We start from the raw sequence: 24553 nt of genomic DNA on the forward strand, positions 1-24553 counted from the left end.
TTCCTCGTGCCGCGGGCCGGATCACCGGATCATCAGGGACCCCACTTGAGGAGAGACGGAAGAACATGACCGTACGGGTCGCGACGGCCGCCGCCGGCGTCCATGAACAGCGCGCACGGCTCATGAGGGGGGCAAGGACGGGGAGTCACCCGATCGCGGCCCCGTCGAAGGAGCTGCGGGGCCGGGTCGTCGTCATCAAGTTCGGCGGCAACGCCATGGTGGACGACTCCCTTCAGGAGACCTTCGCACACGATGTCGTCGAGCTGTGGCACGCCGGCCTGTTCCCGGTGGTGGTGCACGGAGGCGGCCCGCAGATCAGCGCGATGCTCGACCGTCTGGGCCTGGAGGTCCGTTTCGAGGCCGGCCTGCGGGTGACCACGGCGGAGACACTGGACGTGGTCCGGATGGTGCTGACCGGGCGGGTGCAGCGCGAACTCGTCGGCGCCATCAACGCCCATGGCCCCTTCGCCGTGGGCCTGTCGGGCGAGGACGCCCACACCATGACCGCCGTGCGCCGCGCGGGCCGGGTGAACGGACTTCCGGTGGACATCGGACTGGTCGGCGACATCGTGAACGTGGCCCCGGACACCGTCCGCTCCCTGCTCGAACTGGGCCGGATCCCGGTCGTGTCCCCGCTCGCCCGCGGCACGGAGGGGCAGGTCTACAACGTCAACGCCGATCTCGCGGCCTCCGCCCTGGCGGTCGCCCTCGGGGCCGAGCGGCTGGTGATGCTCACCGATGTCGAGGGGCTGTACGCGGACTGGCCGCACAGTACCGAGGTCATCGAGCGCCTGACTGCGGCGGAGTTGGACGCCCTGCTTCCCGGGCTCGCGAGCGGGATGCTCCCGAAGATGGAGGGCTGCCTGCGGGCGGTGCGCGCCGGCGTGGGCCGGGCTCAGGTCCTGGACGGCCGGGTACCCCATGCCGTCCTGCACGGCGTCCTCGACGCAAAGAGCCCGGGAACCACCGTCGTCCCGGACGCCTGACGGAGCGTCGCGACATGCCCCGGCAGCCGGGGCGCGTCGCGGGCGTTCACAGTGCGCGGGCGAGAACGCGTGCGCCGCGCCGGGGGTCCAGCGTGCACACCCAGGCGCGGGGGGCCAGACCCGGGCGGGCCGGCACGAAGCCATGACGGAGGAAGAGGCGCCCACTGCCGGTGGTCGCGGTGAACAGGGCCCCCAGCGACTGCGCCCGCGCCGCGGCGAGCGCCGCACCCAGCAGCCGTGCGCCCAGGCCACTGCCCTGACGCTGCCTGGAGACGCAGAAGTTGTAGAGGACCCCCGCCGCCGCACCACCGTGTTCCGGCGCGGGGCGCTGCGGGTCAAGGTGTTCCGGGCCGGCGTGGACACGCAGCCCGAGGCAGCCCTGCAAGGTGCCGTCCGGCGTCTCGGCGACCAGGAAGTCGGCTGCCCGCGCGGCGTAGACGTGGACGGGCCGTTCGCGCAGGGCGCCCGACCGGACGAACGGCTCCGAGAGCCGGAGGAGCGCGGCGGCGTCCCCGGCTCGCGCCGGACGCACGCGGAATGCGGCGGGTCGGGCTGCGTCAGGGGTGTGCGTCGGCGCGACGGGGCGCGGCGTGGCCGTGATCAAGGCGTTCCTTCCTCGGGTTCCACCGTGCGCGAAGGGCGGCCGGATCGCCGCACACCCCGGTGAACCATGGAAGTTAGGTTAGCCTTACCTAGGCAGTTTGACCAAGTCAGCGCGCCTCGACCGGTGTCGGTTCGCCGAACACGTCCTGACCGGCCCCCGGCACGGGGGAACCGGCAGCAGGGGCGGCGCTGTCGCGGACCGCGAGGCCCTGGGGCACGTACCGCTGCGGCGCGACCGGCACCATCAGGGGCGTGCCGGTCTCCGGGTCGTCGATGATCCGGCAGGGCAGCCCGAAGACGTCCTCGACCAGTTCGGCGGTCATGACGGTGGTCGGGTCACCCTCGGCCGCGATCGTGCCGCCGGGGCGCATCACGATGAGGTGGGTGGCGTAGCGGCACGCCTGGTTGAGGTCGTGCAGCACCGCCACGACCGTGTGCCCCTTGCGGGCGTGCAGGTCGGCGCAGAGGTCGAGCACCTCGACCTGGTGGGCGATGTCGAGGAAGGTGGTGGGCTCGTCGAGGAGCAGGATGGAGGTCTGCTGCGCCAGCACCATGGAGAGCCAGACCCGCTGGCGCTGCCCGCCGGAGAGGTCGTCGACGGGGCGGTCGGCGAGTTCCAGCACGCCGGTCTGCCGCATCGCCTCCAGGACGGCCGCCTCGTCATCGGCGGACCACTGCTTCAGCATCCCCTGGTGCGGATAGCGGCCCCGGGCCACCAGGTCCCCGACGGTGATGCCGCCCGGCGCGTTCGAGGACTGCGGGAGCAGCCCCAGCCGGCGGGCGACCTCGCGCGAGCGGTACGTGGCGATGCCCGCACCGTCGAGGTAGACCTGTCCGGACCGGGGTTTGAGCATCCGCGCGAGCGCCTTGAGGAGGGTGGACTTCCCGCAGGCGTTCGGCCCGATGATCACGGTGAAGGAGTGGTCGGGGATCTCGACGCCGAGCGAGCTGACCACGGTGCGCTGCTCGTAGGACAGTGTCAGGTCCTCGGCACGCAGGCGCGGGCCCGTTGGCTGTGTCCCGTTCACGTGGGTCCCTTCGGTCGTCGTGGCGTTCGCGGTCGGGTCGGTCTTCGCCGGCTTACGGCTCGTGCGCGGCGTCCTTCGGCTCATGCGCGGCTCTTTCGCGACTCGGTGATCAGCAGCCAGATGAGGTACAGCCCGCCGATGGTGCCGGTCGCGGTGCCCACCGGGAGCAGCGCGGGCGAGAAGACACGCTGCGCCACCAGGTCGCTCGCCGCCAGCAGCAGGGCGCCCATGAGCGCGGCGGGGATCAGCGCGGGGCCCGACGCGCGGGTCAGCCGCCGGGCGAGCTGCGGCGCCGCCAGTGCGATGAACCAGATGGGTCCGGTGACCGCCGTGGCGAACGCGGCGAGCGCGACGCTGATGACGAGCAGCAGGGCCCGGGTGCGCGCCACGTCGACCCCGAGCGCCATGGCCGTGACGTCGCCCATCTCCATCATGGCGAGCCGGCGGGCGAGGAAGAAGGCGGGCGGGAGCAGGACGAGGACGGCGACGCCGATGGCGTTCGCCTGCTGCCAGCCGCGGTTGGTGAGGCTGCCGATCAGCCACGCCTGCGCCTCCAGCGCCTCCTGCCAGGTCGCCCGGGTGATCAGGTACGAGTTGACGGAGAGCAGCAGCGCACTGACCCCGATGCCGACGACCACGAACCGGAAGCCCTGCAGCCCTCTGCCCAGCATGAGGAGGTACATGGCGCCGGCGGTGGCGAGGCCGCCGGCCAGCGCGCCCAGCGCGATCTGGGTCATGCTGCCGTGCAGCACGATGATGACCAGGAGGGCCCCGACGGCCGATCCGTTGGTGAAGCCGATGATGTCCGGGCTGCCCAGGGAATTGCCGGTGAGGCTCTGCAGGATGGCCCCGCTGACCGCGAGGGCCGCCCCGACGCACATCGCGGTCAACAGGCGTGGCATGCGGAGGGTGTTGACGATGAAGTCGGCGCCGCCGGAGCCGCGGCCGGCCAGGGCCCGCAGTACCTCGCCGACGGAGAGTTCGAAGTCGCCGGTGGTGAGGGTGACGAGCGCGACCGCGACGAGGAGGACGGCCATCGCGGCCGTCACCGCGAGGACCCGCCCCTGGACCCGTACGGACAGTCCGCCCGTCCCGGTGCGCAGGACCAGCCCGCTGATGATCCGCGGCCCCCGGGCAGCCGCGCCGGCTCCGTCCGGGGACCTCCTGGCGGAGGAGGGGCCCTTCTCCCGTACGGCACTCACAGCATGACCAGCTTTCGACGGCGGCACAGGGCGATGAACAGCGGCGCCCCGAGGAACGCGGTGATGATCCCGACCTGGATCTCGCCGGGTGCGCCGAGCACCCGTCCGAGGACGTCCGAGCCGATCAGCAGGACCGGGGCGAGGAGCATCGAGTACGTCAGCACCCACCGCTGGTCGGGGCCGACGACGAAGCGGGCGACGTGGGGTACCGCGAGTCCGACGAAGCCGATCGGTCCGGCCGCCGCGGTGGCGGCGCCGCACAGCAGCATGACGGCGACGGCGCCCAGCGCCCGGGTGCGTCCGACGTTCAGACCGAGGGCGCGGCCGATCTGGTCGCCCATCGCCAGGGCGTTGAGCGAGGGGGCGAGACCGAGGGCGATCAGCAGGCCCACGGCGATGAACGGGAGGATGACGTAGATGACGTCGTAGTACCGGCCGGACAGCGATCCCACCGTCCAGAAGCGGTACTGGTCGAAGGCGCGCGGATTGAGCAGCAGCACCGCCGAGTTGAAGGCGTACAGCACCGCGGTCATCGCCGCGCCGGCCACCACCAGCCGGTCGGGCGTGGCCAGGGTGCGGCCCGATGAGCCCAGGAGGTAGACGGCGACCGAGGCGACGGCCGCGCCGAGGAAGGCGAACCACACATAGCCGAGGACGGAGCCCACACCGAGGAAGGCGATGGCCACGACGACGCCGGCGGAGGCGCCCAGGCTGATGCCGAGCAGCCCCGGGTCGGCGAGCGGGTTGCGGGTGAGGGCCTGCATGAGGGCGCCGGACAGGCCGAGCGCCATGCCCACGAGCAGCCCGAGGAGCGTCCTGGGGATGCGGTAGTCATGGATGATGATCGAGGTCTCGGACCCGTCGGGGTGCCAGAGGACGCTCCAGGTGGCGCTGAACGGGATGCCCCGGGTGCCCACCCACACGCTGAGCAGTCCGACCAGGACCAGGGCGCCCAGCGTCGCGAGCAGCCCGAGGCTCCGCAGGGTGTTGGCGGTCCGGCCCGTCCGCCCGACGACGGGTGCGATGACTTTTTCGTCGGGTGTTGTCCGGGTTTCGACCGACAACGACAATTCCCCCTGACGGCGGTTCAGGTGTACCGCGAGCGATGGGGCCCCACGACGTGGCGCGAAAGCCCGATTTTAACTTAGGTGAGGCTAACCGAACAGTACCGCTCGGTCAACGCGGGCCCCCCGTCCGCGAAATGACGCACACACCGCCGCGACCGGGGACGCCCCGACGGCGAAGACATGGAGGTCAGCCATTTAGAGTAGCCTTACCTAACTTTCCCAGACTCTTCGCGGAGGCCCGCATGCCAGGTGGAGGACCGACCGGGGGGCACGTCCTCCGCAGAGCGATCAGGGGGCAACGGCGACGCGTCGTCACCGCGTCCCTGCTCGGCACCGCGCACCAGGGGTGCGAGGCCATGGTGCCCGTCGTCATCGGCGCCGCCATCGACACGGCGGTGGCCACCGGCTCGTCCCACGCGCTGCTGCGCTGGCTCCTGGTCCTCGCCGGGCTGTTCCTGGTGCTGTCGAACTGCTACCGCACCAGCGCCAGGCTCGCCGAGGGCGCGGGTGAACAGGCCGCGCACCGGCTCCGGATGGAGCTCGGCGCCCGGGTGCTCGACCCGCGCGGCGGCGCCGACGCGAACCGGCTGCCGGGCGCGCTCACCAGCATCGCCACCAACGACGCCCGCCGGGTCGGCTCGGTGGCGACCGTCCTGGCGTACGGGGTCGCGGCGACCGCCGCCCTGGTGGTCAGCTCGGTGGCGCTGCTGAGGATCTCGGTGCCGCTCGGGCTGCTCGTCCTGCTGGGCATCCCCCCGCTCCTGTGGCTCGGACACCGCATCAGCCGGCCGCTCGAACGACGCAGCGAGACCGAACAGGAGCGGGCCGCGCACGCCTCGGGTGTCGCCGCCGACCTGGTCGCCGGACTGCGCGTCCTCAAGGGCATGGGCGCCGAGTCGGCCGCCGTGGCTCGCTACCGCACCACCAGCCAGGACTCGCTCGCCGCGGCGCTGCGGGCGGCCCGCAGCCGGGCCGGGCACGAGGGCGCCGTCCTCTCCTTGACGGGTGTCTTCATCGCGGTCATCGGCATCGTGGGCGCCTATCTCGCCATGCGCGGCAGCATCAGCATCGGCGACCTGGTGGCGGCGGTCGGGCTCGCGCAGTTCCTGCTCGGTCCCTTCCAGCTGCTCACCTATGTCAACGCCGAGTTCGCCCAGGGCCGCGCCTCCGCACGGCGGATCGCCGAGGTGCTCGCCGCGCCCGCGGCCGTCGAGGGCGGCGAGTCGGCGCCGGCCGACGCACCGGCCGGGGCCCTGCGGCTGCGCGGAGTGCGGCTCGGCTCGCTCCGGGGGGTTGATCTCGACATCCGGGCGGGCGAGCTGATCGGAGTGGTCACCGGGGACCCGGCCGCCGCCGGCGACCTGCTGCTCTGCCTGGCCAGGGAGACCGATCCGGCCGGGGGTCTGATCGAGCTCGACGGCGTACCGCTGACCGAGCTCGCCCCCGACGGGCTCCGCCGCGCCGTCCTGGTCGCCCACCACGACGCCGACCTGTTCGAGACCAGCCTGCTGGACAACGTGCGGGCAGGCGCCGCAGACGTGCCGGCCGCGGTCGACGAGGCACTCGCCGCGTCGGCGGCGGACGAGGTCGCCCGGCTGCTGCCCGACGGCGGGGACACCGTGCTCGCCGAACGCGGCCGGTCGCTGTCCGGCGGGCAGCGGCAGCGGGTCGCGCTGGCCCGGGCCCTCGCCGCCGACAGCGCCGTACTGGTGCTGCACGACCCGACCACCGCCGTGGACACCGTCACCGAGTCCCGGATCGCCGCCCGGCTGCGCGAGGTCCGCCGGGGCCGGACCACCGTGCTCATCACGACCAGCCCGGCCCTTCTCGCGGTGACCGACCGGGTCGTGGTCCTCGACGAGGGCACCGTGACCGCCTCCGGCCATCACGCCGAACTCGTCGCCGCCGACGAGCGGTACCGCGCGGCGGTGCTCGCATGACGACCACGTACGAAGAACACGCCGAGGAGACGGACACCCGTGCGCAAGAAGAGGGGGAAGCGGCCATGAGCACACCGGGCCCGGACCGTGCGCTGCTGCCGACGGCAAGCGGTGCGGAGAGCCTGGCGGCGCTGCGCACCATGCTGCGCGGCCACCGCCGGCTCACCGCGGCAGCCGCCACCGTCCTGGTCGCCGGGACCGGAATCGGCCTGCTGACCGCTCCACTGCTCGGTCACATCGTCGACCTGGTGGTGCAGGAGCGGGGGTCGCGGGCGCTGACGACACCGCTGGTGCTGCTCATCGTGGTGGCACTGGTGCGCGGCGCCGCCGCCGCGGTCGGCAGCACGCTCGTGGCCCGGCTCGGCGAGACCGTGCTCGCCGCCGTGCGGGAGCAGTTCATCGAGCGGGCGCTGCGGCTGCCGCTGGAGCGCGTCGAGGCGGCCGGCTCGGGCGACCTGGTCTCCCGGGTCACCAGCGACGTCTCCATGATCGCGAAGTCGGTGCGCCAGGCCCTGCCCGAGTTCACCCGTTCCGCACTCACCATCGTGCTGACCTTCGTCGGACTCGCCGTGCTGGACTGGCGGTTCCTGCTGGCGGCCCTGCTGGCGATGCCGGTGCAGGTGCTGTCCGTGCGCTGGTACCTGCGCCGCGCCGCCCCGGTGTACGCCGAGCATCGCGTCGCGACCGGCGCCCTCCAGCACCAGCTGCTCGACAGCGTCGGCGGGGTCCGTACCGTACGGGCCTTCCGGCTGAACCGGGCGCACACCGCCCTGCTGGAGCAGCGTTCGGCCTCGGCCCGCGACCTCGCGCTGGGCGGCATCCACATCGTCACCGGCTTCTTCTCGCGGCTGAACCTGGCCGAGTACATCGGCCTGGCCACCATGCTCGGCGCGGGTTTCCTGCTGGTCGACAACGGTTCGGTGAGCATCGGTACGGCCACCGCGGCCGCCCTGTACTTCCACAGCCTCTTCAACCCGGTCAACGCCACGCTGTTCCTCATCGACGACGCGCAGTCGGCGGGCGCCAGCTTCGCCCGGCTGGTCGGGGTGTCCAAGCTCCCGGCCGAGCCCACGGTGCGGGGCGGCGGCGCTCCGGCCGACGGTTCGGTGCGGGTGACCGCGCTCAGTTACGCCTACGCCGCCGGAGCTCCCGTGCTGCGGAAGGTCGATCTCTCGGTGCGCAGCGGGGAGCGGGTGGCGCTGGTCGGCGCGAGCGGCGCCGGCAAGACCACGCTGGCCAAGGTCATCGCGGGCGTCCACGAGCCGCACGGCGGGTCGATCTCGCTCGGCGGGGTCGACGTGGCCGAACTGGGCCCCGCCGGGGTACGGCGCGCGGTGACGCTGATCAGCCAGGAGGTGCACGTGTTCGCGGGCCCGCTGGCCGAGGACCTGCGCCTCGCCCGCCCGCAGGCCACCGACGAGGAGTTGCGCGCGGCCCTGTCCCGGGTCGGGGCCCTGGAGTGGGCCGAGGCGCTTCCCGACGGCCTGGGCACGGTGGTGGGCGAGGGCGGCCACCGTCTGACGGTGACGCAGGCGCAGCATCTCGCACTGGCCCGGCTGGTCCTCGCGGACCCGCCGATCGCCATCCTCGACGAGGCCACCGCCGACGCGGGCAGCGCCGGCGCTCGGGTCCTGGAGGAAGCGGCCCTGCGGGCGCTGGAGGGGCGTACGGGTCTGGTGGTCGCCCACCGGCTCCCCCAGGCGGCGACCGCCGACCGCGTCGTCGTCCTCGACGAGGGCCGGATCGTGGAGACCGGCAGCCACGACGAACTGGTCGCGGCGGGCGGCCGGTACGCGGAGCTCTGGGAGGCCTGGTCCGACAGCCGGCGGGAGCCGGTGGACGGTGTGCCGCAGCAGCAGGACACCGCCCCGGACCACGCGGGCGCCCCCACGCACTGATCGCGTCCGCGCCGGACAGTACGGACGCCGCGGCCCCCGGGTGAGAGGTTCTCACCCGGGGGCCGCGGCGTCTGTGGGTTCAGCCCTGCAGTGCGACGAGGCTCGCCGGGCGCAGGTCCGTCCAGTGGGCCTCCACATGGGCGAGGCACGCCTCACGGGTGTCGGCGCCGAAGACGGTCCGCCAGCCGGCCGGCACCTCGGCGAAGGAGGGCCACAGCGAGTGCTGGTTCTCGTCGTTTACCAGGACCAGGAAACTGCCCTGCGGGTCCTCGAACGGGTTGGTGCTCATGCGTGGTCACTCCTCTTTGACGGTGCGGTGAACAGCGCGGACAGCGGCTGTTCCGGATGAGCTGCCACGCTGTGCAGCAGCTCCAGGTATTCGTCGACCAGTTGCCCGGCCTTGGCGGTGCCCAGCAGGTCGGTGGCGTGGATCAGGCCGCAGTGCACCGGGCCGTCGCCACGCGGCTCGTAGAAGCTGAGGGTCAGCTCGGCCCGGGTGACGCCGGTCGGCACGGCGTCGAGCGAGCCGATGCCGCCCTCCAGCTGTTGCGCGTCGGCCTGTTCGTGGTGGATCACCATGACCTGCGGCCCCTGTGGCGGCAGGTTCGTGGCCCGCACGACGGCGTCGAACGGGACGTCCTGCCGGTCGAGCGCGCTCAGCGTGGTCTCCCGGACCCGGGTCAGCAGTTCCGCGAAGCTCGGGTCGCCCGCCGTGTCGGTGCGCAGCACCACCGTGTTGAAGAAGCAGCCGACCAGATCGGCGAGCTGGTCGTCGGTGCGTCCCGCCACCATGGTGCCGATCGGCAGGTCGGTACCCGCGCCATGGCCGGTGAGCAGCGCCGCGAGGGCTGAGTGGAGCACCATGAACATGCTGGTGCCGGTGGCTCGGGCCAGCCGGTCCACGGCGGCGTGCAGCTCCTCGTCGAGGACGAACCCGACATGGTCGCCGGGCCGTGTCGCCTGTTCCGGGTCGGCCGGGCGCGGGCCGTCGGCCGGGAGGGCCAGCTGCCCCGGCAGGTCGTCGAGCGTCCGGCGCCAGTAGGCGAGCTGCTGCCCGCCCCGGCTGTCCGGATCGTCGAGGTCGCCCAGGGCCTCGTGCGCCCAGTGCGCGTAGTCGCCGTAACCGACCGGCAGCGGCGCCCAGTCCGGGGCCAGGCCCTGTGCGCGGGCCGCGTGCGCCGTGGCGAGGTCGCGGAACAGCGGGACCACGGACCACTCGTCGACAGCCAGGTAGTGCATGGTCAGCAACAGTGCCTGGCTGCCGTCGGGGCCGGTGAGCAGATGCGCCCTCAGCGGCGCCTCAGCCACCGGATCCGCTGCCCGGCCCGCGAGTGCGGCAAGGCGGGCCTCCGGATCCGCACATGACTCCACGATCAGCGCCGGCGCCGCGGCAGGCCGCTGGTAAAGGGCGCCGTCCCGCTCGGTGAACGCCGTGCGCAGCGGCTCGTGACGGGCCACCACATCGGCGAGCGCGGCGGCGAGGACCCCCGCGTCGAGCCCGCCCGCGGAGCGCAGTGTCAGCGCGTGGTCGACGCCGGCGTTCCGGCGCCAGGACTGCCACTGCCACTGCTGGACGGGGGCGGCCGCCACGGGTTCGGCCGGCCGTTCGACGGGACGCAGTGCGGGGCGGGCGGCTGCCGCGCCCTCCAGGGCGCCGGCGATTCCGGCGACCGTGAGCGCGTCGAAGACGTCCCTGATGCTCAGCTCGACGCCGAACTCGGTGCGGATACGGCCCAGCAGCCGCATCGACGCCATGGAGTGGCCGCCGAGCGCGAAGAAGCTGTCGTGCACCCCGACCTCGTCCAGCTTCAGGATCTCGCAGAACAGTGCGGCGATCCGGGCCTGGGTCCGGGTCGCCGGCCGGGCGTCACCCGTCATGGCGGACCAGTCGGGCGCGGGGAGCGCGGCGCGGTCCAGCTTGCCGTTGGGCGTGAGCGGCAGCGGCCCGTCCAGCGGCACCACCAGGGCCGGAACCATGTACTCGGGGAGCAGCCCGGCCACATGGGCGCGCAGCTCCTGCGGGTCCGGTTCGCCGGACTCGGGCACGGCGTAGGCGACCAGCCGGACGATGTCGCCGTCCCGGTCGGGGACCACCGCGGCCTGGGCGACCGAGGGGTGTCCGGCGAGCGCCGCCTCGATCTCGCCCAGCTCGATGCGGAAGCCCCGCACCTTCACCTGGGTGTCGGCCCGGCCGAGGAAGTCGAGGTTGCCGTCCCGGCGCCAGCGGGCGCGGTCACCGGTGCGGTACATCCGGCTGCCCGGTGCGCCGAACGGGTCGGCGACGAACCGCTCCGAGGTGAGGGCCGCCTTGCCGAGGTAGCCGCGGGCCAGGCCGCGCCCGGCGACGTACAGCTCGCCCACCACGCCCGGCGGGACGGGCCGCAGGTGCTCGTCCAGGACGTAGGCAAGGGTGTTGGGGTCGGGCCGGCCGATGGGGACCCGGCCCGCCGGGCTGCCACCGTGGTCGCGGGCGGGCCACAGCGTCGAGTTGACCGTCGCCTCGGTGAGCCCGTAGGCGCAGATCAGGTGGGCCGTGGCGCCGAAGCGGTCGAACAGGTCCGGCGGCACGGTCTCGGTGCCCACCAGGACGGTCGAGCCCTCGGGCAGTTCGCAGCCCGGCGGCAGCGCCGACACCAGGGACGGCGGCAGGATCATGTGGGTGATCCGCTGGTCCGCGAGGAAGCCGGTCAGCGCCGGTCCCGCCACCCGTGCCTCGTCGGTGATGAGGACGAGGCGGCCGCCGTGGCACAGCGCCATGGCCAGCTCGAAGACGAAGACGTCGAAGCCGGTGGAGGCGAACTGGAGCACCCGGCTGTCGTGTTCAAGACCCATACGGTCGACCGCGGTCGCCACGAGGGAGGAGATGCCCTCGTGGGGTACGACCACCCCCTTGGGGCGGCCGGTCGAACCGGAGGTGTAGATCACGTACGCGGCCTGGTCCAGGCCCACGGGCCCGCCCGGCACCGGCGTGCGCGGCGCCGCGTCGATGGCCGCGGCGGTGTCCGGCGCGTCCAGCAGGACCACGGGGACGCCCGGCACGTCGGGGATCTTCCCGGCGACCGGCTCGGTGCCGACGACGAGGGCGGCTCCCGAGTCCTCGATCATGTAGCTGAGCCGGTCACCGGGGTGGACCATGTCGAGCGGCAGGAACGCGGCGCCCAGCTTCAGCACGGCGAGCACGGTGGCGATCATGTCCACGGACCGGGGCACGGCCACCCCGACCACGCTCTCGGCGCCCACTCCGCGCGAGGCGAGCAGCCCGGCGATCCGGTCGGCCCGGGCGTCGAGCTGGGCGTACGTCACCGAGCGGGAACGGTCCACCACGGCGACCGCGTCGGGCCGCTCGGCGAGCCGCCGGGCGAACAGCTCGGGCAGCGACTGCTCGTCGACCTGCCGGGCGGTGGAGTTGAACCCCTCCAGGACCGTACGCCGCTCCGCTCCGGACAGGATCTCGGCCCGGGACAGGGGCTGTCCGGGGGCGGCGACGAGGGCGGCGACCAGGGTGCGCAGCCGCTCGCCGAGCCGCTCGGCGGTCTCCTGGTCGAAGAGCTCGGTGGCGAACTCCAGCCGGCAGCCCAGCGAGCCGGGCCCGCCGTCCGGCGCGGTGTGCTCGGTGAAGCTGAACACCAGGTCGAACTTGGCGGAGCGGATCCGGAACGGCACGAATTCCAGTCGCAGACCGGGCAGTTGCAGTTCCTCGCCGGTGCGGGCGTGGTAGCCGACCATCACCTGGAAGAGCGGGTTGCGGGAGAGGGAGCGCGTCGGGTTGAGCGCCTCCACGACCGACTCGAAGGGCACGTCCGCGTGGGAGAACGCCGCCAGGTCGGTGTCGCGAACCCGGGCCAGCAGCTCGGTGAAGCTGGGGTCGCCGCTCACGTCGGCGCGCAGCACCAGGGTGTTGACGAAGAACCCGACCAGTTCGTCCAGCGCCTCGTCGCTCCGTCCCGCGATGGGGGAACCGAGCGGGATGTCCGTCCCCGCGCCCATCCGGTGGAGCAGGGCGGCCACGGCCGCGTGCACCACCATGAACATGCTGACGCCGGACTCCCGGGCGAGCTGCTTGAGCCCCTGGTGGACGGGTGCGTCGAAGGGGATGTCGAGTTCGGCGCCGGAGAAAGCGGGGCGGGCGGGCCTGGGCCGGTCGGTGGGCAGCTCCAGCTCCTCGGGCGCGCCGGCCAGGGCCGTACGCCAGTGGGCCAGCTGCCGTGCGGCCAGGCTGTTCTCGTCGGCGGGGTCGCCGAGCAGCCGGTTCTGCCACAGGGCGTAGTCGGCGTACTGGACGGGCAGCGGCTCCCAGTCGGGGGCCGTGCCGTCGAGTCGCGCCGCGTAGGCGGTGGCCAGGTCCCGCAGGAACGGCCGGTCCGACCACTCGTCGGTGGTGATGTGGTGCATCAGCAGCACGACGACGTGGTCCTCGGGCGCCAGTTCCACGACGGTGGCGCGCAGCAGCAGTTCGGCGGCGAGGCCGAAGGGGCGGCCCACGACCCTGTCGATGATGCCGGGCACCTCGTCCTCGGTGGCCCGCAGGCACTCCACCACGGGGTGCGCCTGCTCGGCGGGGAGCACCCGCTGGAGCACCTGGCCGTCCGGCGCGGTGAAGAAGACCGTACGCAGCGCCTCATGACGTCCTGTCACATCGGCGAGGGCGGCACGCCAGGCCGGCAGGTCCAGCGGGCCGCGCAACCGCATGGCCAGCGAGAAGTTGTACGCGGCCGAGGTGCACTCGATCTGCTGGATGACCCACAGCCGCTGCTGGGCGTGGGAGAGGGGCAGTTCCGCCGGCCGCTCCCCCGCGGTCAGGGCCGGGCGTGCGGCGCCGTCGGCACGGGCCGTGCGCGCCACGAGTTCGGCGACGGTCGGCGCCTCGAACAGGTCCCGGATGGCCAGCTCGGTGTCGAGGGCGGTGCGGGCCCTGCTGACCAGACGGGTGGCCAGCAGGGAGTGCCCGCCCAGGTCGAAGAAGTCGCTGTCGATCCCCACGCTGCCCGTGGGCAGTCCGAGCACCTCGGCGAACAGGGCGCAGAGCGTCTCCTCCCGCGGATTGCGGGGGGTGCGGCCGGTGCCCGTACCGGCGAAGTCGGGTGCGGGCAGGGCCCTGACGTCCAGTTTGCCGTTGACGGTCAGCGGCAGCGTGTCGAGGGTGACGAGCGCGGAGGGGACCATGTAGTCCGGCAGTGCGGCCTTCAGGTGGTCGCGCAGCCGCTGGGTCAGCGAGTCGTCGTGCCCGGCGCCCTCCTCCGGTACGACGTAGCCGACCAGGCGCTTGGTGCCCGCCCGCTCGGAGACGACGACCGCCGCGTGCGCGACCCCGGGGTGCGCGGACAGGGCCGTGGAGATCTCGCCGAGCTCGATGCGGTAACCGCGGATCTTCACCTGGTCGTCGGTGCGGCCGAGGAAGTCCAGCAGGCCGTCCGGGCGTTGGCGTACCAGGTCGCCGGTGCGGTACATGCGCTCGCCCGGTGCGCCGAACGGATCGGCGACGAACCGCTCGGAGGTCAGCGCGGACCGGTCGTGGTAGCCGCGGGCCAGGCCGGTCCCGGCGATGTACAGCTCGCCGGGGCAGCCCGGCGGGACGGGGCGCAGCATCGGGTCCAGCACGTGGGCGCGGGTGCCCCGGATCGGCACGCCGACCGTGGAGGTGGCGCTGTCGGCGGTGGAGCCGCCGAGCGTGTTGATCGTGTACTCGGTCGGCCCGTAGAGGTTGTAGCCGTAGGTGCCCTCGGTGCGGCGCAGCCGGGTCCACACCGTGTCGGGGACCGCCTCACCGCCGAGCAGGACCAGCGCGGGACGGTGCTTTCCGGCGGCTTCGTCCCGGTCGAGCAGGCCCTCCTCGATGAGCAGCTGGGCGTAGGTGGGTGTCACGTTGACCACGTCGATGCGATGGCTGTCGCAGTAGGCGACCAGCGCCTCGGCGTCGCGGCGCAGCTCCTCGTCGCAGACGTGGACCTCGTGCCCCTCGACGAGCCAGAGCAGTTCCTCCCAGGACATGTCGAAGGCGAACGACACGGTGTGCGCGATGCGCAGCCGCCGGCCGCCGGCCGAGGCGATGGCCGGGTCGAAGATCTCCTTCTGGTGGTTGAACTGCATGTTCGTCAGCCCGCGGTAGGGGGTGACGACGCCCTTGGGGCGGCCGGTCGAGCCAGAGGTGTAGATGACGTACGCGGGGTGCTCCAGCCGGCCCGGCAGCCCGTGCGCGAACGCGGGCCGCTCGGCGTCGCTGATCTCCTCGCCCGGGAGCGCGGCCAGCTCGGCGGCCACGGCCGCGTCGTCCAGCAGGAGTTCGGGGGCGACGGGACCCTCTTCGTCACGCAGGGACGGGGCGACGGCGGTGGTGGTCACCAGGCACAGCGGTCCGGTGTCCCGTGCCATCAGCCGCAGCCGGTCGGCGGGGTGGTCGAGGTCGAGCGGCAGATAGGCGGCGCCGGTCCGCAGTACGGCGAAGAGTGCGGCCACCATCTCGATGGAGCGCGGCAGCGCGAGCGCCACCACCTTCTCCGGACCGGCCCCGCGGGCGAGCAGCAGCCGGGCGAGCCGGTTGATCCGGGCGTCCAGCTCGGCGTAGGTGAGGGTCTGCCCGCCGAAGACGAGCGCCACGGCGTCCGGCGTACGGGCGACCTGGGCGGCGAGCAGGTCGGCGACCGTCTCGTCGGGCACCGGCTCGCGGCCGGTGCGCTGGGCCGCGGCCGTCGCGGTCCGCTCGGCCGGCAGCAGCAGGTCGACGCCGGCGGTCCTGGCCGGGGCGTCGCCGGCCAGGGCTTCGGTGAGCCGGCCGAGCACGGCGGTGAACCGGTCGAGGATCGTGGTCGCGGCCTCGGCGTCGAACAGGTCCGGCCTGGCCGCCAGGGTGACCCGCAGCCGGCTGCCGGGCGTGACGATGAGGGTGAGCGGGAAGTGCGTGCCGTCCACGTTGGACATGCCGGTGATGCCGTGCCGCTGCCGCAGCTCGGCGGCCCGGTCCTCGCCGTCGGCCGAGCGGAGCACGAACAGGGTGTCGAACAGCCGGCGGTGGCCCGTCTCCTGCTGGAGGGCGCCGAGTCCGACGTACTCGTACGGCATGACGGCGGCGCGCTCGGACTGCATCCGGCGCATCAGGTCGAGCAGCGGCTCGTCCGGGCTGAACGCGACGCGTGCCGGGATGGTGTTGAGGAACATCCCGATGATTCCGGCCGCGTTCGGGACGTCCGCGGGCCGTCCGGCGACCGCGGTGCCGAAGGCGACGTCGGCGCGGCCGGTCATCGCCGAGAGCACCAGCCCCCAGGCAGCGTTCAGCACGGTGTTCAGGGTGAGCCCGTGGCGGCGGGCGGTGGCGCGGAGCAGCTCGCCGGCCTCCGCCGTCAGCACGGTGTCGTGGTCCACCGGGATGACCGGCCCGGTGTCGCGTCCGGACGGGGCGAGCAGGGTCGGCTCGTCGAAGCCGGACAGCGAGCGGCGCCAGGCGGCGAGCGCGGCGCCGGTGTCCTGCTCGTCCAGCCAGGCCAGGTAGTCGCGGTACGAGCCGGGCACCGGCAGTCCGGTGCCGTCACCGGCACGCTCGTACAGCGTGAACAGTTCCTCCAGGAACAGCCATGCGGACCAGCCGTCCCACAGGATGAGGTGGTGGGTGACCACGAGCCGGTCCCGGCCGTCGCCGAGCCGGATGAGCAGCAGCCGGCACAGCGGGGGCGAGGACAGGTCGAAGCGCCGGCGCCGGTCGGCCGCCAGCAGTTCCCGGGTCCGGGTGACCTGCTGCGCGGCGGGCAGCCCGGAGAGGTCCTCCTCGACGAGCGGGATCTCGGCCCCGTCCACGATGAACTGGACCGGGCGGGGCAGTCCGTCGGCGGTGAACCCGGCGCGCAGGCCGGTGTTGCGGGCCAGCAGCGCCCGGCAGGCCGCACGCAGCCGGTCCGCGTCGACGCGGCGGTCGAAGTCCAGGGTCTCCTGGGAGAGGTAGACGTCGAGCGCTTCGCCCGCGTCGTAGGTGGCGTGGAAGTACATGCCCTCCTGGAGCGGCGAGAGCGGCCAGATGTCGGCGACCGGGTGTCCGGCGGTGGTGGCGACGCGGTCGGTCTCCTCCGGGGAGAGCACCAGCCCGCCCAGCGGGGCGGGCGCCACCGGCTCCGGCTCCGGCGGGGTGCCCGCGGCGGAGGTCAGCTGGTCCAGCAGGGCCCGCAGGGCGGGGTCGACGTCGGCGCCGGACCGCTCCTGCAGGGCGAGTACGGCCTGGAGGGCGGCAGCCGCCTGGCCGGCCTCGGCGGCGGGCACGGTCACGGCGTCGGCCGGGGCGACCGGTCCGGGGGCGGCGGGAACGGGGGCGGCCGGTGCCGGGGCCGTCTTCGCGGCGGCGGCGAGCGCGGCCGGGGTCCGGTGCTCGAACACCTCGCGGGGGCCGATGTCCAGCCCGTGCGCCCGGGCCCGGGTGGCGACCGTGATCGAGCTGAGGCTGTCGCCGCCGAGGACGAAGAAGTCGTCGTCGGCGCCGATCCCCGGTACGCCGAGCACCGCGGTGAAGATCTCGCACAGGGCGCTCTCGCGCTCGTCGCGGGGCGCTCGTCCACCGGTGCGGGGGGCGGGTCCGGCGGACGGCAGTGCGTTCTGGTCGAGCTTGCCGCTGGGGGTGAGCGGCAGTTCCGCCAGGGCCACCAGGGCGCCCGGCACCATGGGCGCGGGCAGCGTGCCGGTGAGCGCGGCGAGCAGGGCGTCGGTGTCCAGCAGGGTGCCGGGGGCGGGCACGGCGTAGCCGGCGAGTGCGCCGTCGCGCACGATCACGGCGGCACGGGCGACACCCGGCAGCGCGGCCAGGGCGGCCTCGATCTCGCCGAGTTCGATGCGGTTGCCCCGGATCTTGACCTGCCGGTCGGTGCGGCCGAGGTACTCGACGGCACCGTCGGCGCGACGCCGCACCAGGTCACCGGTGCGGTACATCCGCTCGCCCGGTCCGCCGAACGGATCGGCGACGAAGCGTTCGGCGGTGGTGCCGGACCGGTCGTGGTAGGCCCGGGCCAGCTGCACACCGGCGAGATAGAGCTCTCCCGGCACCCCGTCGGGTACCTGGCGCAGGAACGGGTCCAGGACGTGCAGCCGGGTGTTCCACACCGGGCGGCCGATGGGGACGGCGGGTCCGGCGTCACCGTCGTGGGCGAAGGAGGTCACGTCCACGGCGGCCTCGGTGGGCCCGTAGAGGTTGTGCAGCGGCACGGGGGCCCGGCCGGAACGGGACGTCAGCTCCGACCAGTTCCGGGCCTGGGCACCGGTGAGTGCCTCGCCGCTGCAGAACACCCGCCGCAGGCTCGCCGCCCAGTCGGGGTGTCCGGTGGCGCTCTCCAGGGTCTGGGTGAACGCGGCCAGCATGGACGGCACGAAGTGCAGTGTGGTGATCCGCCGGGTACGGATCAGCTCCGCCAGGTAGGCCGGGTCGCGGTGGCCCTCGGGGCGGGCGAGGACGACGGTCGCGCCCTCCACCAGGGCCCAGAAGAACTCCCACACCGAGACGTCGAAGGCGGCCGGGGTCTTCTGCAGGACCCGGTCGTCCGCGCCGAGTCCGTACTCCCCCTGCATCCAGGCGAGCCGGTTGACCACGGCCCGGTGGGTGACGGCGACGCCCTTGGGGCGGCCGGTGGAGCCGGAGGTGTAGATCAGGTAGGCCGGGTGGTCGGGGCCGGCGTGCCCTGCGGGCGCGTCGCGGACGTCCTCGCCCCGGACATCCTCGTCCCGGTCCAGGAGAAGCCGGTCGAGGCCCGGCACTGCGGGCAGCCGCCCGGCCGCGTCGGCGGTGGTCACGACCGTGCGCGCGCCGGAGTCACCGAGCACGAACGCGACCCGCTCGTCGGGGTAGTCGAGGTCGACGGGCAGGTAGGCGGCGCCCGTCCTGAGGACGCCGAGCAGCGCGACCATCAGTTCGGCCGACCGCGGCACCGCGACCGCGATGTACTGCTCGGGTCCCGCGCCGCGCGACCGCAGCCGCCCGGCCAGCGCCTCGGCCCGCCGGTCGAGCTCCGCGTAGCTCAGGGTGGTGTCCTCGAAGACGACGGCCGTCGCCCCGGGGGTGCGGGCCGCCTGCGCGGCGAAGAGGGAGTCGAGCGTGGCCTCGGGGACGGGGCGGGCGGTGGCGTTCAGCTCGTCGAGGTAGGCGTGCTCGCGTTCGGACAGCAGGCCTGTCCCGGCCACGGTGCGGTCCGGCTCGGCCACCAGGGTGCGCAGCAGTGCGGTGAACCGGTTGGCGAGGACGGCCACGGTCACCTGGTCGAAGCGGGCCGCGTCGTGCTTGAACCGCAGCAGCAGTCCGCCGTCGCCGGGCTCGACGACGAGCGCGAGGGGGTAGTGCACGGCGTCGATGACCTCGGTGCCGGTGATGCGCAGCGCATCCGGCTCCCCCGCGTCGGACAGGCCGGCGGCCGGGTGGTTCTCGAACACCACGAGTGTGTCGAAGAGTTCACCGCCGCCCGCGATCCGCTGGATGTCGGCCAGACCGAGGTGCTGGTGGTCCAGGAGCGCCGCGTGCTCGTCCTGGACGCGGCGCAGCAGTTCGGTCAGCGACTCCTCGGGACGCAGGCCGACCCTGGCGGGGACGGTGTTGATGAAGAGGCCCACCGCGGAGTCCAGGCCCGCGACCTCGGTGGTCCGGCCGGACACGGTGGTGCCGAAGACGATGTCGCTGCTGCCGGTGAGCGCGCCGAGCAGCAGGGCCCAGACACCGTGCACGACGGTGCTCAGGGTGAGGCCCTGGCTGCGGGCGTACGCGGTGAGCTCGGCGGTGAACTCCTCCGGCAGCCGGGTGTCGACCCGTTCCGGCCTGGCCGGGGCGTGCTCGTCGTCGGCCGCCGGGTGCAGGGCGGACAGCCGGGTCGGCCCCTCCAGCCCGGCCAGCGCCCGGCGCCATGCGTCGCGGGCGGTGTCCCGGTCCCGGGCGGCCAGCCACGCAAGGTACGGGTGGGGGGCGGCCGGTGCGGGAAGTTCCTCGCCCCGGTAGGCGGCGGTGAGCTCGCGCAGCAGCACGGAGACCGACCAGCCGTCGGCGACGATGTGGTGCAGGGTGAGCAGCAGCCGGTGCCGGTGGCCGTCCCGGACGAGGGTGGCGCGCAGCAGCGGCGGGCGGGTCAGGTCGAAGCGCTCGGCCCGGTCGGCGCGGAGCACGTCGTCGAGTGCGGTCTCGGCGGTGTCGGCCTCCCGCCAGGGCAGGGTGACCCCCTCGGCGAGGCGCTGGACGACCTCGCCGCCGGGGAGCTGGCGGAACGAGGCGCGCAGCAACGGGTGGCGGTCCAGCAGTAGTTGCAGGGTCCGTCGCAGCCGGTCCGGGTCGACGGACCCGTCCAGATCGAGGAGTTCCTGGACCACGTAGCCGTCAGCGGCGCGGGCGTCGAACTCGGCGTGGAAGAAGAAGCCCTCCTGGAGCGGGGACACGGGCAGCGCGTCCTCGTCCAGCTCGGCGGCCACCGCTGTGGCCGGGGCCGCCGTGGCGGTGGCGGTGCGGGCGAGCGCCGCCACGGTGCGGAGCCGGAAGACGTCGCGCGGGCTGATCGTGAGACCGGCCTCGCGGGCGCGGTTGACCAGCTGGATGGCGACGATGCTGTCGCCGCCCAGTTCGAAGAAGCTGCTCCGGACGCCCACGGCAGGCAGCCCGAGCAGCTCCGCGAACAGTGCGGCGAGAGCGGTCTCGGCCGGGCCCTCGGGCGCGTCGGTACCGCTGACCGCCGTCCAGCGGGGCTCGGGCAGGGCGCGGCTGTCCAGCTTGCCGTTGGGGGTCAGCGGAAGGGGGCCGTCCAGGACGACGACGGCGGTCGGCACCATGTGGTCCGGCAGCGCGGCCGCCACCTGGGCCCGTGCGGCGGCGACGGCCGCCTCGGTGGCGGCGGCGTCGCCCTCCCCGACCAGGTAGGCGACGAGGCGCTTGACGCCCCGGTGGTCGTCACGGACCAGGACGGCGGCCTGGGCGATCCCGGGGCCGGCCATGAAGGCGCTCTCGATCTCGCCGGGTTCGATCCGGTGGCCGCGGATCTTGATCTGGCCGTCGGCCCGGCCCAGGAACTCCAGATTGCCGTCGGCGCCCCAGCGGACCCGGTCGCCGGTGCGGTACATCCGGGTGCCCGGCTCGCCGTACGGGTCGGCGACGAACCGCTCCGACGTCAGTGCGGAGCGGCCCAGGTAGCCGCGCGCGAGGCCGCGCCCGGCAACGTACAGCTCGCCCTCGACGCCCACCGGGACCGGGCGCAGTGCCGCGTCCAGGACGTAGGTGCGGGTGTTGGGGTCGGGCCGGCCGATGGGCGTGGGGCCGGGACGGCCGGAACGGGCGAGCCACAGCGTGGAGTTGACGCTCGCCTCGGTCAGTCCGTACGCGACGACGACCTGGAGCCGTCCGGACCAGCGGGCGATCAGCTCGCTCGGTACCGCTTCGGTGCCGACGACGAGGACGGCGCCCTCGGGCAGCTCGCAGTCCTGCGGCAGCGCCGAGACGAGCGACGGCGGCAGGATCATGTGGGTGGCGCGGTGCTGTGCGATGTAGTCGGTGAGGGCGGGGCCGGCGACCCGCCGCTCGGCGGGGACGACGACGATCCGGCCGCCGACGCACAGCGACATGATCAGGTCCCAGACCGTCACGTCGAAGCCGACGGAGGCGAACTGCACCACCCGGCTGTCGGAGGTGACGCCGATCCGGTCGGTGGCCGTGGCCACGAGGCTGCCGACGCCGTCGTGCGTGACGATCACGCCCTTGGGGCGGCCGGTGGAGCCGGAGGTGTAGATGACGTACGCGGCCTGGTCGAGGACGACCGGCGTGCCCGGGTCGGTGTCGTCCAGGGCGGCGAGGGCGTCCGTGGTGGCCGGGTCGTCGAGCAGGAGGTGGCCGGCGTCCGTCGCCGGGAGGTGGCCGGCGAGTTCGCGCACGGTGAGGACGGTGGTGGCCCCGGCGTCGGACAGCATGTACGCGGTCCGGTCCTGGGGGTGGTCGGCGTCCAGCGGGAGGTAGGCGGCGCCGGCCTTCATCACCGCGAGCAGCGCCACCACGAGTTCCGGGGAGCGCGGCAGGGCCACGGCGACGACGTCCGCGGTCCGCACCCCGCGCAGGGTGAGGAGCCGGGCGAGCCGGTTGGCGGCGGCGTTGACTGCGGCGTAGCTGAGCTCGCGGTCCTCGCAGACGAGGGCGACGGCCTCGGGCGAGCGGCGCACCTGTGCTTCGAAGGCGGCGGGCCAGGAGAGTTCGGCGACTTCGCGCGGTGCCACGGCGAACTCGCCGAGCAGCCTGTCCCGTTCGGCGCCGGAGGTGAGCTCGATGTGGCCCACGGGCCGGTCGAGGTCCTCGGTGAGGGCGCTCAGCAGGGCGAGGAAGCGGTGTGCGTGGCCGCGCAGGGTCTCCTCGTCGCAGAGGTCCGCGTCCGCGTCGAGGTGGACGGTGATGCCGTGCCCGCCGTGGTTCTCGGCGAAGGCGAAGGCCAGGTCACTGACCGGGCCGAGCCACTCCGGGCGGAGTTCGGTCTCCAGCCCGGCGAAGTCCAGCCCTTCGCCCCTGGGCAGGATGTTGACGGTGGGGCCGACCAGCTCCGGTACGCCGTCGACCAGGCCGAGGTCCCTGGCCAGGTCCTCGGCGCGGTGGCGCCCGTGCGCGACCGCTTCGGAGACCGCCTGGCGCACCTCGGCGACGAGGGCCGCGCCCGTGGTGCCGGGGCGGACGGCCAGACGCAGCGGGACGATGTTGGAGACCATGCCGGGGACGGTGGCGGACACGGCGTCCTGGCGGGCCGGAACCGGCAGGCCGAGGACCAGGTCCTGCGCGCCCGTGACCCGGTGCAGGTAGGCGGCGACGGCGGCGACCAGCAGCCGGGAGGGCCGGACGCCGGCGCCCGCGGCGGCGGCGCGCAGCCGTTCGGCGTCCTGCGCGGGGAGTTCGACGGTGCGCCGCAGCCGCCGTGCCATCAGGGACGGGGCACGCTCGACGAGGCGTACCGGCTCGGGCCGCCCGGCCATGCGCTGCTGCCACCAGGCGCGGTCCGCCTCGTGCTGCGCGGAGGCGCGGTAGTCCCGGTCGGCGTCCACCAGCGCGGTGAGGGACCAGTCGGGGCGGGCGGGTGCCTGCTCGCCGAGGGTGTAGAGCTCGCCGGCCCGGCGGGTGAGGAGGGTGACGCCCATGCCGTCGAGGACGATGTGGTGGTAGCGCTGGTACCAGCGGACCCGGTCGTCCGCGAGCCGGAGCAGCGCCTGGCCGAAGAGCGGTCCCGCGTCGAGGGCGACGGGCCGTTCACGTTCGGCGGCCATCCACTCGGCGACGGCCTTCTCGGTGTCCGGGGCGTCGCGCAGATCGACGACGGGCACCTCTACGGAGACGGCCGTGGGGCTCTGGCGCGGGCCGCCCTCGCCCGGGGCGATGCTCACATGCAGGCAGTCGGCTTCCTCGACGGCCTGCCGGACGGCGGCGGTGAGGCGGTCGAGGTCGATGTCGCCGCGCAGGTCCAGGGCGAAGACGATGTGGTAGGCGGAGCTGTCGGGCTCGATCTGCTGGGCTAGCCAGATGCCGGACTGCCCGCCGGTCACGGGTGTCCCGACAGTGGGTGTCCGGTCCGGCGCGGCGTCAGACATCGTTCTTCATGGCCTTTCCCTGGTGGCGTACGGCAAGGAGGGGACGTCCCGTACGGACGGTGTGCCGGTCCGGCGCACCGTCGTACGGGCCGTCCCCGGTGGGTCCTGCTGCGGTGGGGGGCGGTGCGCTACTTGATGGCGGTCAGCAGCGGCACGACCTGGTCGATCGCGTAGGGGATCGACAGGACGGTGTTGAAGGAGAACGCGGCGCCGATGTCCGGGTCCTGGTAGGGCACGAACAGATCGCGCTTGTCCTTGTTGACCTTGAGGTTCTTGTAGAGCGGCTCGGCCTTGATCCGGTCGTTGGCATCCGTGCTCGAGGTCACCCAGACCAGCCGGTCGACGTCGAGCACGTTCAGCTTCTCGGCGCTGAGTTCGGCGGCGTTCCAGCCGGGCTTGGCCAGCCTGTCGATCTCGGGCTTCAGCTTGAAGCCGAGCTCGGAGAAGAAGATCGACTTGGGGTCGGTCTTCGTGAAGGCCGAGTACTTCCCCGCCTCGAAGCTGTCGGCCACGGCGAGGGTCTTCGTAGCGAACTCGGGGTGCTCGTCACGGACCTTCTTGAAGTCGGCGTCGATGCCGGTGATCAGCTTCTCGGTCTGCGCGTCCTTGCCGAGCGACTTGCCGATCTGCCGGGTCATCACCTGCCACGAGGCGCCGTAGTCGGGCAGTCCCTTGGGCTGGGCGACGACCCTGGTGAACTTGGAGAGCGTGTCGTACTGCTCCTTCTTCATCCCCGAGTACTGGGCGATGACCAGGTCCGGCTTGAGCGCGGCGATCTTCTCCATGTTGTACTCGTCGCGCTCACCGACGATGTCGGGCTTGTCGGATCCCCACTTGCCCTTGGTCCACGGCCACTTGCCGTACGGCTTCTCCTTGAACCAGTCCACCGAGCCGACGGGCTTGACGCCGAGGGCGAGGACCGCGTCCTGGTCCGAGAGGCCCAGGGTGACGACGCGCTTGGGCTCCGCGTCGATCGTGGTGCTGCCGTACTTGTGCTGGACCGTCACCGGGAAGGCGCCGGACTTCGCGCCCGTGTCGGCCGAGGCGCTGGAATCGGCCTTGTCGTTGCCGCCCCCACAGGCGGCCAGAGCGACGGCGGCGACGGCCGCGACAGCCACTCGGGGAGCAAATCTGGCGAACCGCGTCAGCGCGGGACGTGTACCAGTGGACACGGATGTTCCTTTCAAGGGGGTAACACTGTGCGTGCCGGGCCCGCCGCGTACAGCGGTACGGACGGCGGGCCGGGCGGTATGTGTTGTGGGGGGGGCGGCGTTCCCGGAAGGGGCTG

10 protein-coding genes are annotated in these 24553 nt (G+C 73.6%); 3 read left to right on the plus strand and 7 right to left on the minus strand.

From position 1 onward, the window contains the following. Positions 1-122 precede the first annotated feature (122 nt). Positions 123-986, plus strand: a complete 864-nt coding sequence (gene argB, locus LNW71_RS02330; protein WP_285802316.1) for an acetylglutamate kinase — start codon at positions 123-125, stop codon at positions 984-986. 46 nt (positions 987-1032) lie between these two features. On the opposite strand, the gene LNW71_RS02335 is transcribed toward argB, so the two are convergent. From LNW71_RS02335 to LNW71_RS02350, 4 genes are all read right to left on the minus strand, one after another. Beyond that, complete coding sequence (locus LNW71_RS02335) at positions 1033-1590, minus strand: GNAT family N-acetyltransferase (RefSeq protein ID WP_285802022.1); 558 nt, start codon at positions 1588-1590, stop codon at positions 1033-1035. A 106-nt stretch (positions 1591-1696) separates the two neighbouring features. Then, positions 1697-2701 (minus strand): ABC transporter ATP-binding protein, encoded by a 1005-nt coding sequence (locus LNW71_RS02340; RefSeq protein WP_250966684.1) that lies wholly within the window; start codon positions 2699-2701, stop codon positions 1697-1699. Continuing rightward, positions 2698-3819 (minus strand): iron chelate uptake ABC transporter family permease subunit, encoded by a 1122-nt coding sequence (locus LNW71_RS02345; protein ID WP_250966685.1) that lies wholly within the window; start codon positions 3817-3819, stop codon positions 2698-2700. Before LNW71_RS02345 ends, LNW71_RS02340 begins: the two co-directional genes overlap by 4 nt. After that, a complete protein-coding gene (locus tag LNW71_RS02350) occupies positions 3816-4883 on the minus strand; it encodes a FecCD family ABC transporter permease (protein WP_374119323.1) in 1068 nt (355 codons plus the stop codon). The genes LNW71_RS02345 and LNW71_RS02350 overlap by 4 nt, the downstream gene beginning before the upstream one ends. Positions 4884-5128: 245 nt before the next feature. On the opposite strand from LNW71_RS02350, the gene LNW71_RS02355 reads away from it, so the two are divergent. Then, positions 5129-6826 (plus strand): ABC transporter ATP-binding protein, encoded by a 1698-nt coding sequence (locus LNW71_RS02355; protein ID WP_250966686.1) that lies wholly within the window; start codon positions 5129-5131, stop codon positions 6824-6826. Beyond that, on the plus strand, positions 6823-8724 hold the full coding sequence (locus LNW71_RS02360) for an ABC transporter ATP-binding protein (protein ID WP_374119324.1): 1902 nt from the start codon (positions 6823-6825) through the stop codon (positions 8722-8724). Before LNW71_RS02355 ends, LNW71_RS02360 begins: the two co-directional genes overlap by 4 nt. A gap of 79 nt (positions 8725-8803) precedes the next feature. Here LNW71_RS02360 and LNW71_RS02365 read toward each other — a convergent pair whose 3' ends face one another. The 3 genes from LNW71_RS02365 to LNW71_RS02375 form a co-directional block, all read right to left on the minus strand. Beyond that, on the minus strand, positions 8804-9013 hold the full coding sequence (locus LNW71_RS02365; protein WP_250966687.1) for an MbtH family protein: 210 nt from the start codon (positions 9011-9013) through the stop codon (positions 8804-8806). Then, complete coding sequence (locus LNW71_RS02370) at positions 9010-23265, minus strand: non-ribosomal peptide synthetase (RefSeq protein WP_250966688.1); 14256 nt, start codon at positions 23263-23265, stop codon at positions 9010-9012. Before LNW71_RS02370 ends, LNW71_RS02365 begins: the two co-directional genes overlap by 4 nt. Before the next feature lie 128 nt (positions 23266-23393). Next, on the minus strand, positions 23394-24383 hold the full coding sequence (locus LNW71_RS02375; RefSeq protein WP_250966689.1) for an iron-siderophore ABC transporter substrate-binding protein: 990 nt from the start codon (positions 24381-24383) through the stop codon (positions 23394-23396). Positions 24384-24553 lie beyond the last annotated feature (170 nt).

The organism is Streptomyces sp. RKAG290 (assembly GCF_023701695.1).
Classification (GTDB): Bacteria; Actinomycetota; Actinomycetes; order Streptomycetales; family Streptomycetaceae; genus Streptomyces.

Excerpts from the sequence above, each read along its gene's own strand:
- LNW71_RS02370 (WP_250966688.1), bottom strand. The coding sequence starts at position 23,265 with ATGTCTGACGCCGCGCCGGACCGGACACCCACTGTCGGGACACCCGTG.
- LNW71_RS02340 (WP_250966684.1), bottom strand. The coding sequence starts at position 2,701 with ATGAGCCGAAGGACGCCGCGCACGAGCCGTAAGCCGGCGAAGACCGAC.
- LNW71_RS02355 (WP_250966686.1), top strand. The coding sequence starts at position 5,129 with ATGCCAGGTGGAGGACCGACCGGGGGGCACGTCCTCCGCAGAGCGATC.
- LNW71_RS02360 (WP_374119324.1), top strand. The coding sequence starts at position 6,823 with ATGACGACCACGTACGAAGAACACGCCGAGGAGACGGACACCCGTGCG.
- LNW71_RS02365 (WP_250966687.1), bottom strand. The coding sequence starts at position 9,013 with ATGAGCACCAACCCGTTCGAGGACCCGCAGGGCAGTTTCCTGGTCCTG.
- argB (WP_285802316.1), top strand. The coding sequence starts at position 123 with ATGAGGGGGGCAAGGACGGGGAGTCACCCGATCGCGGCCCCGTCGAAG.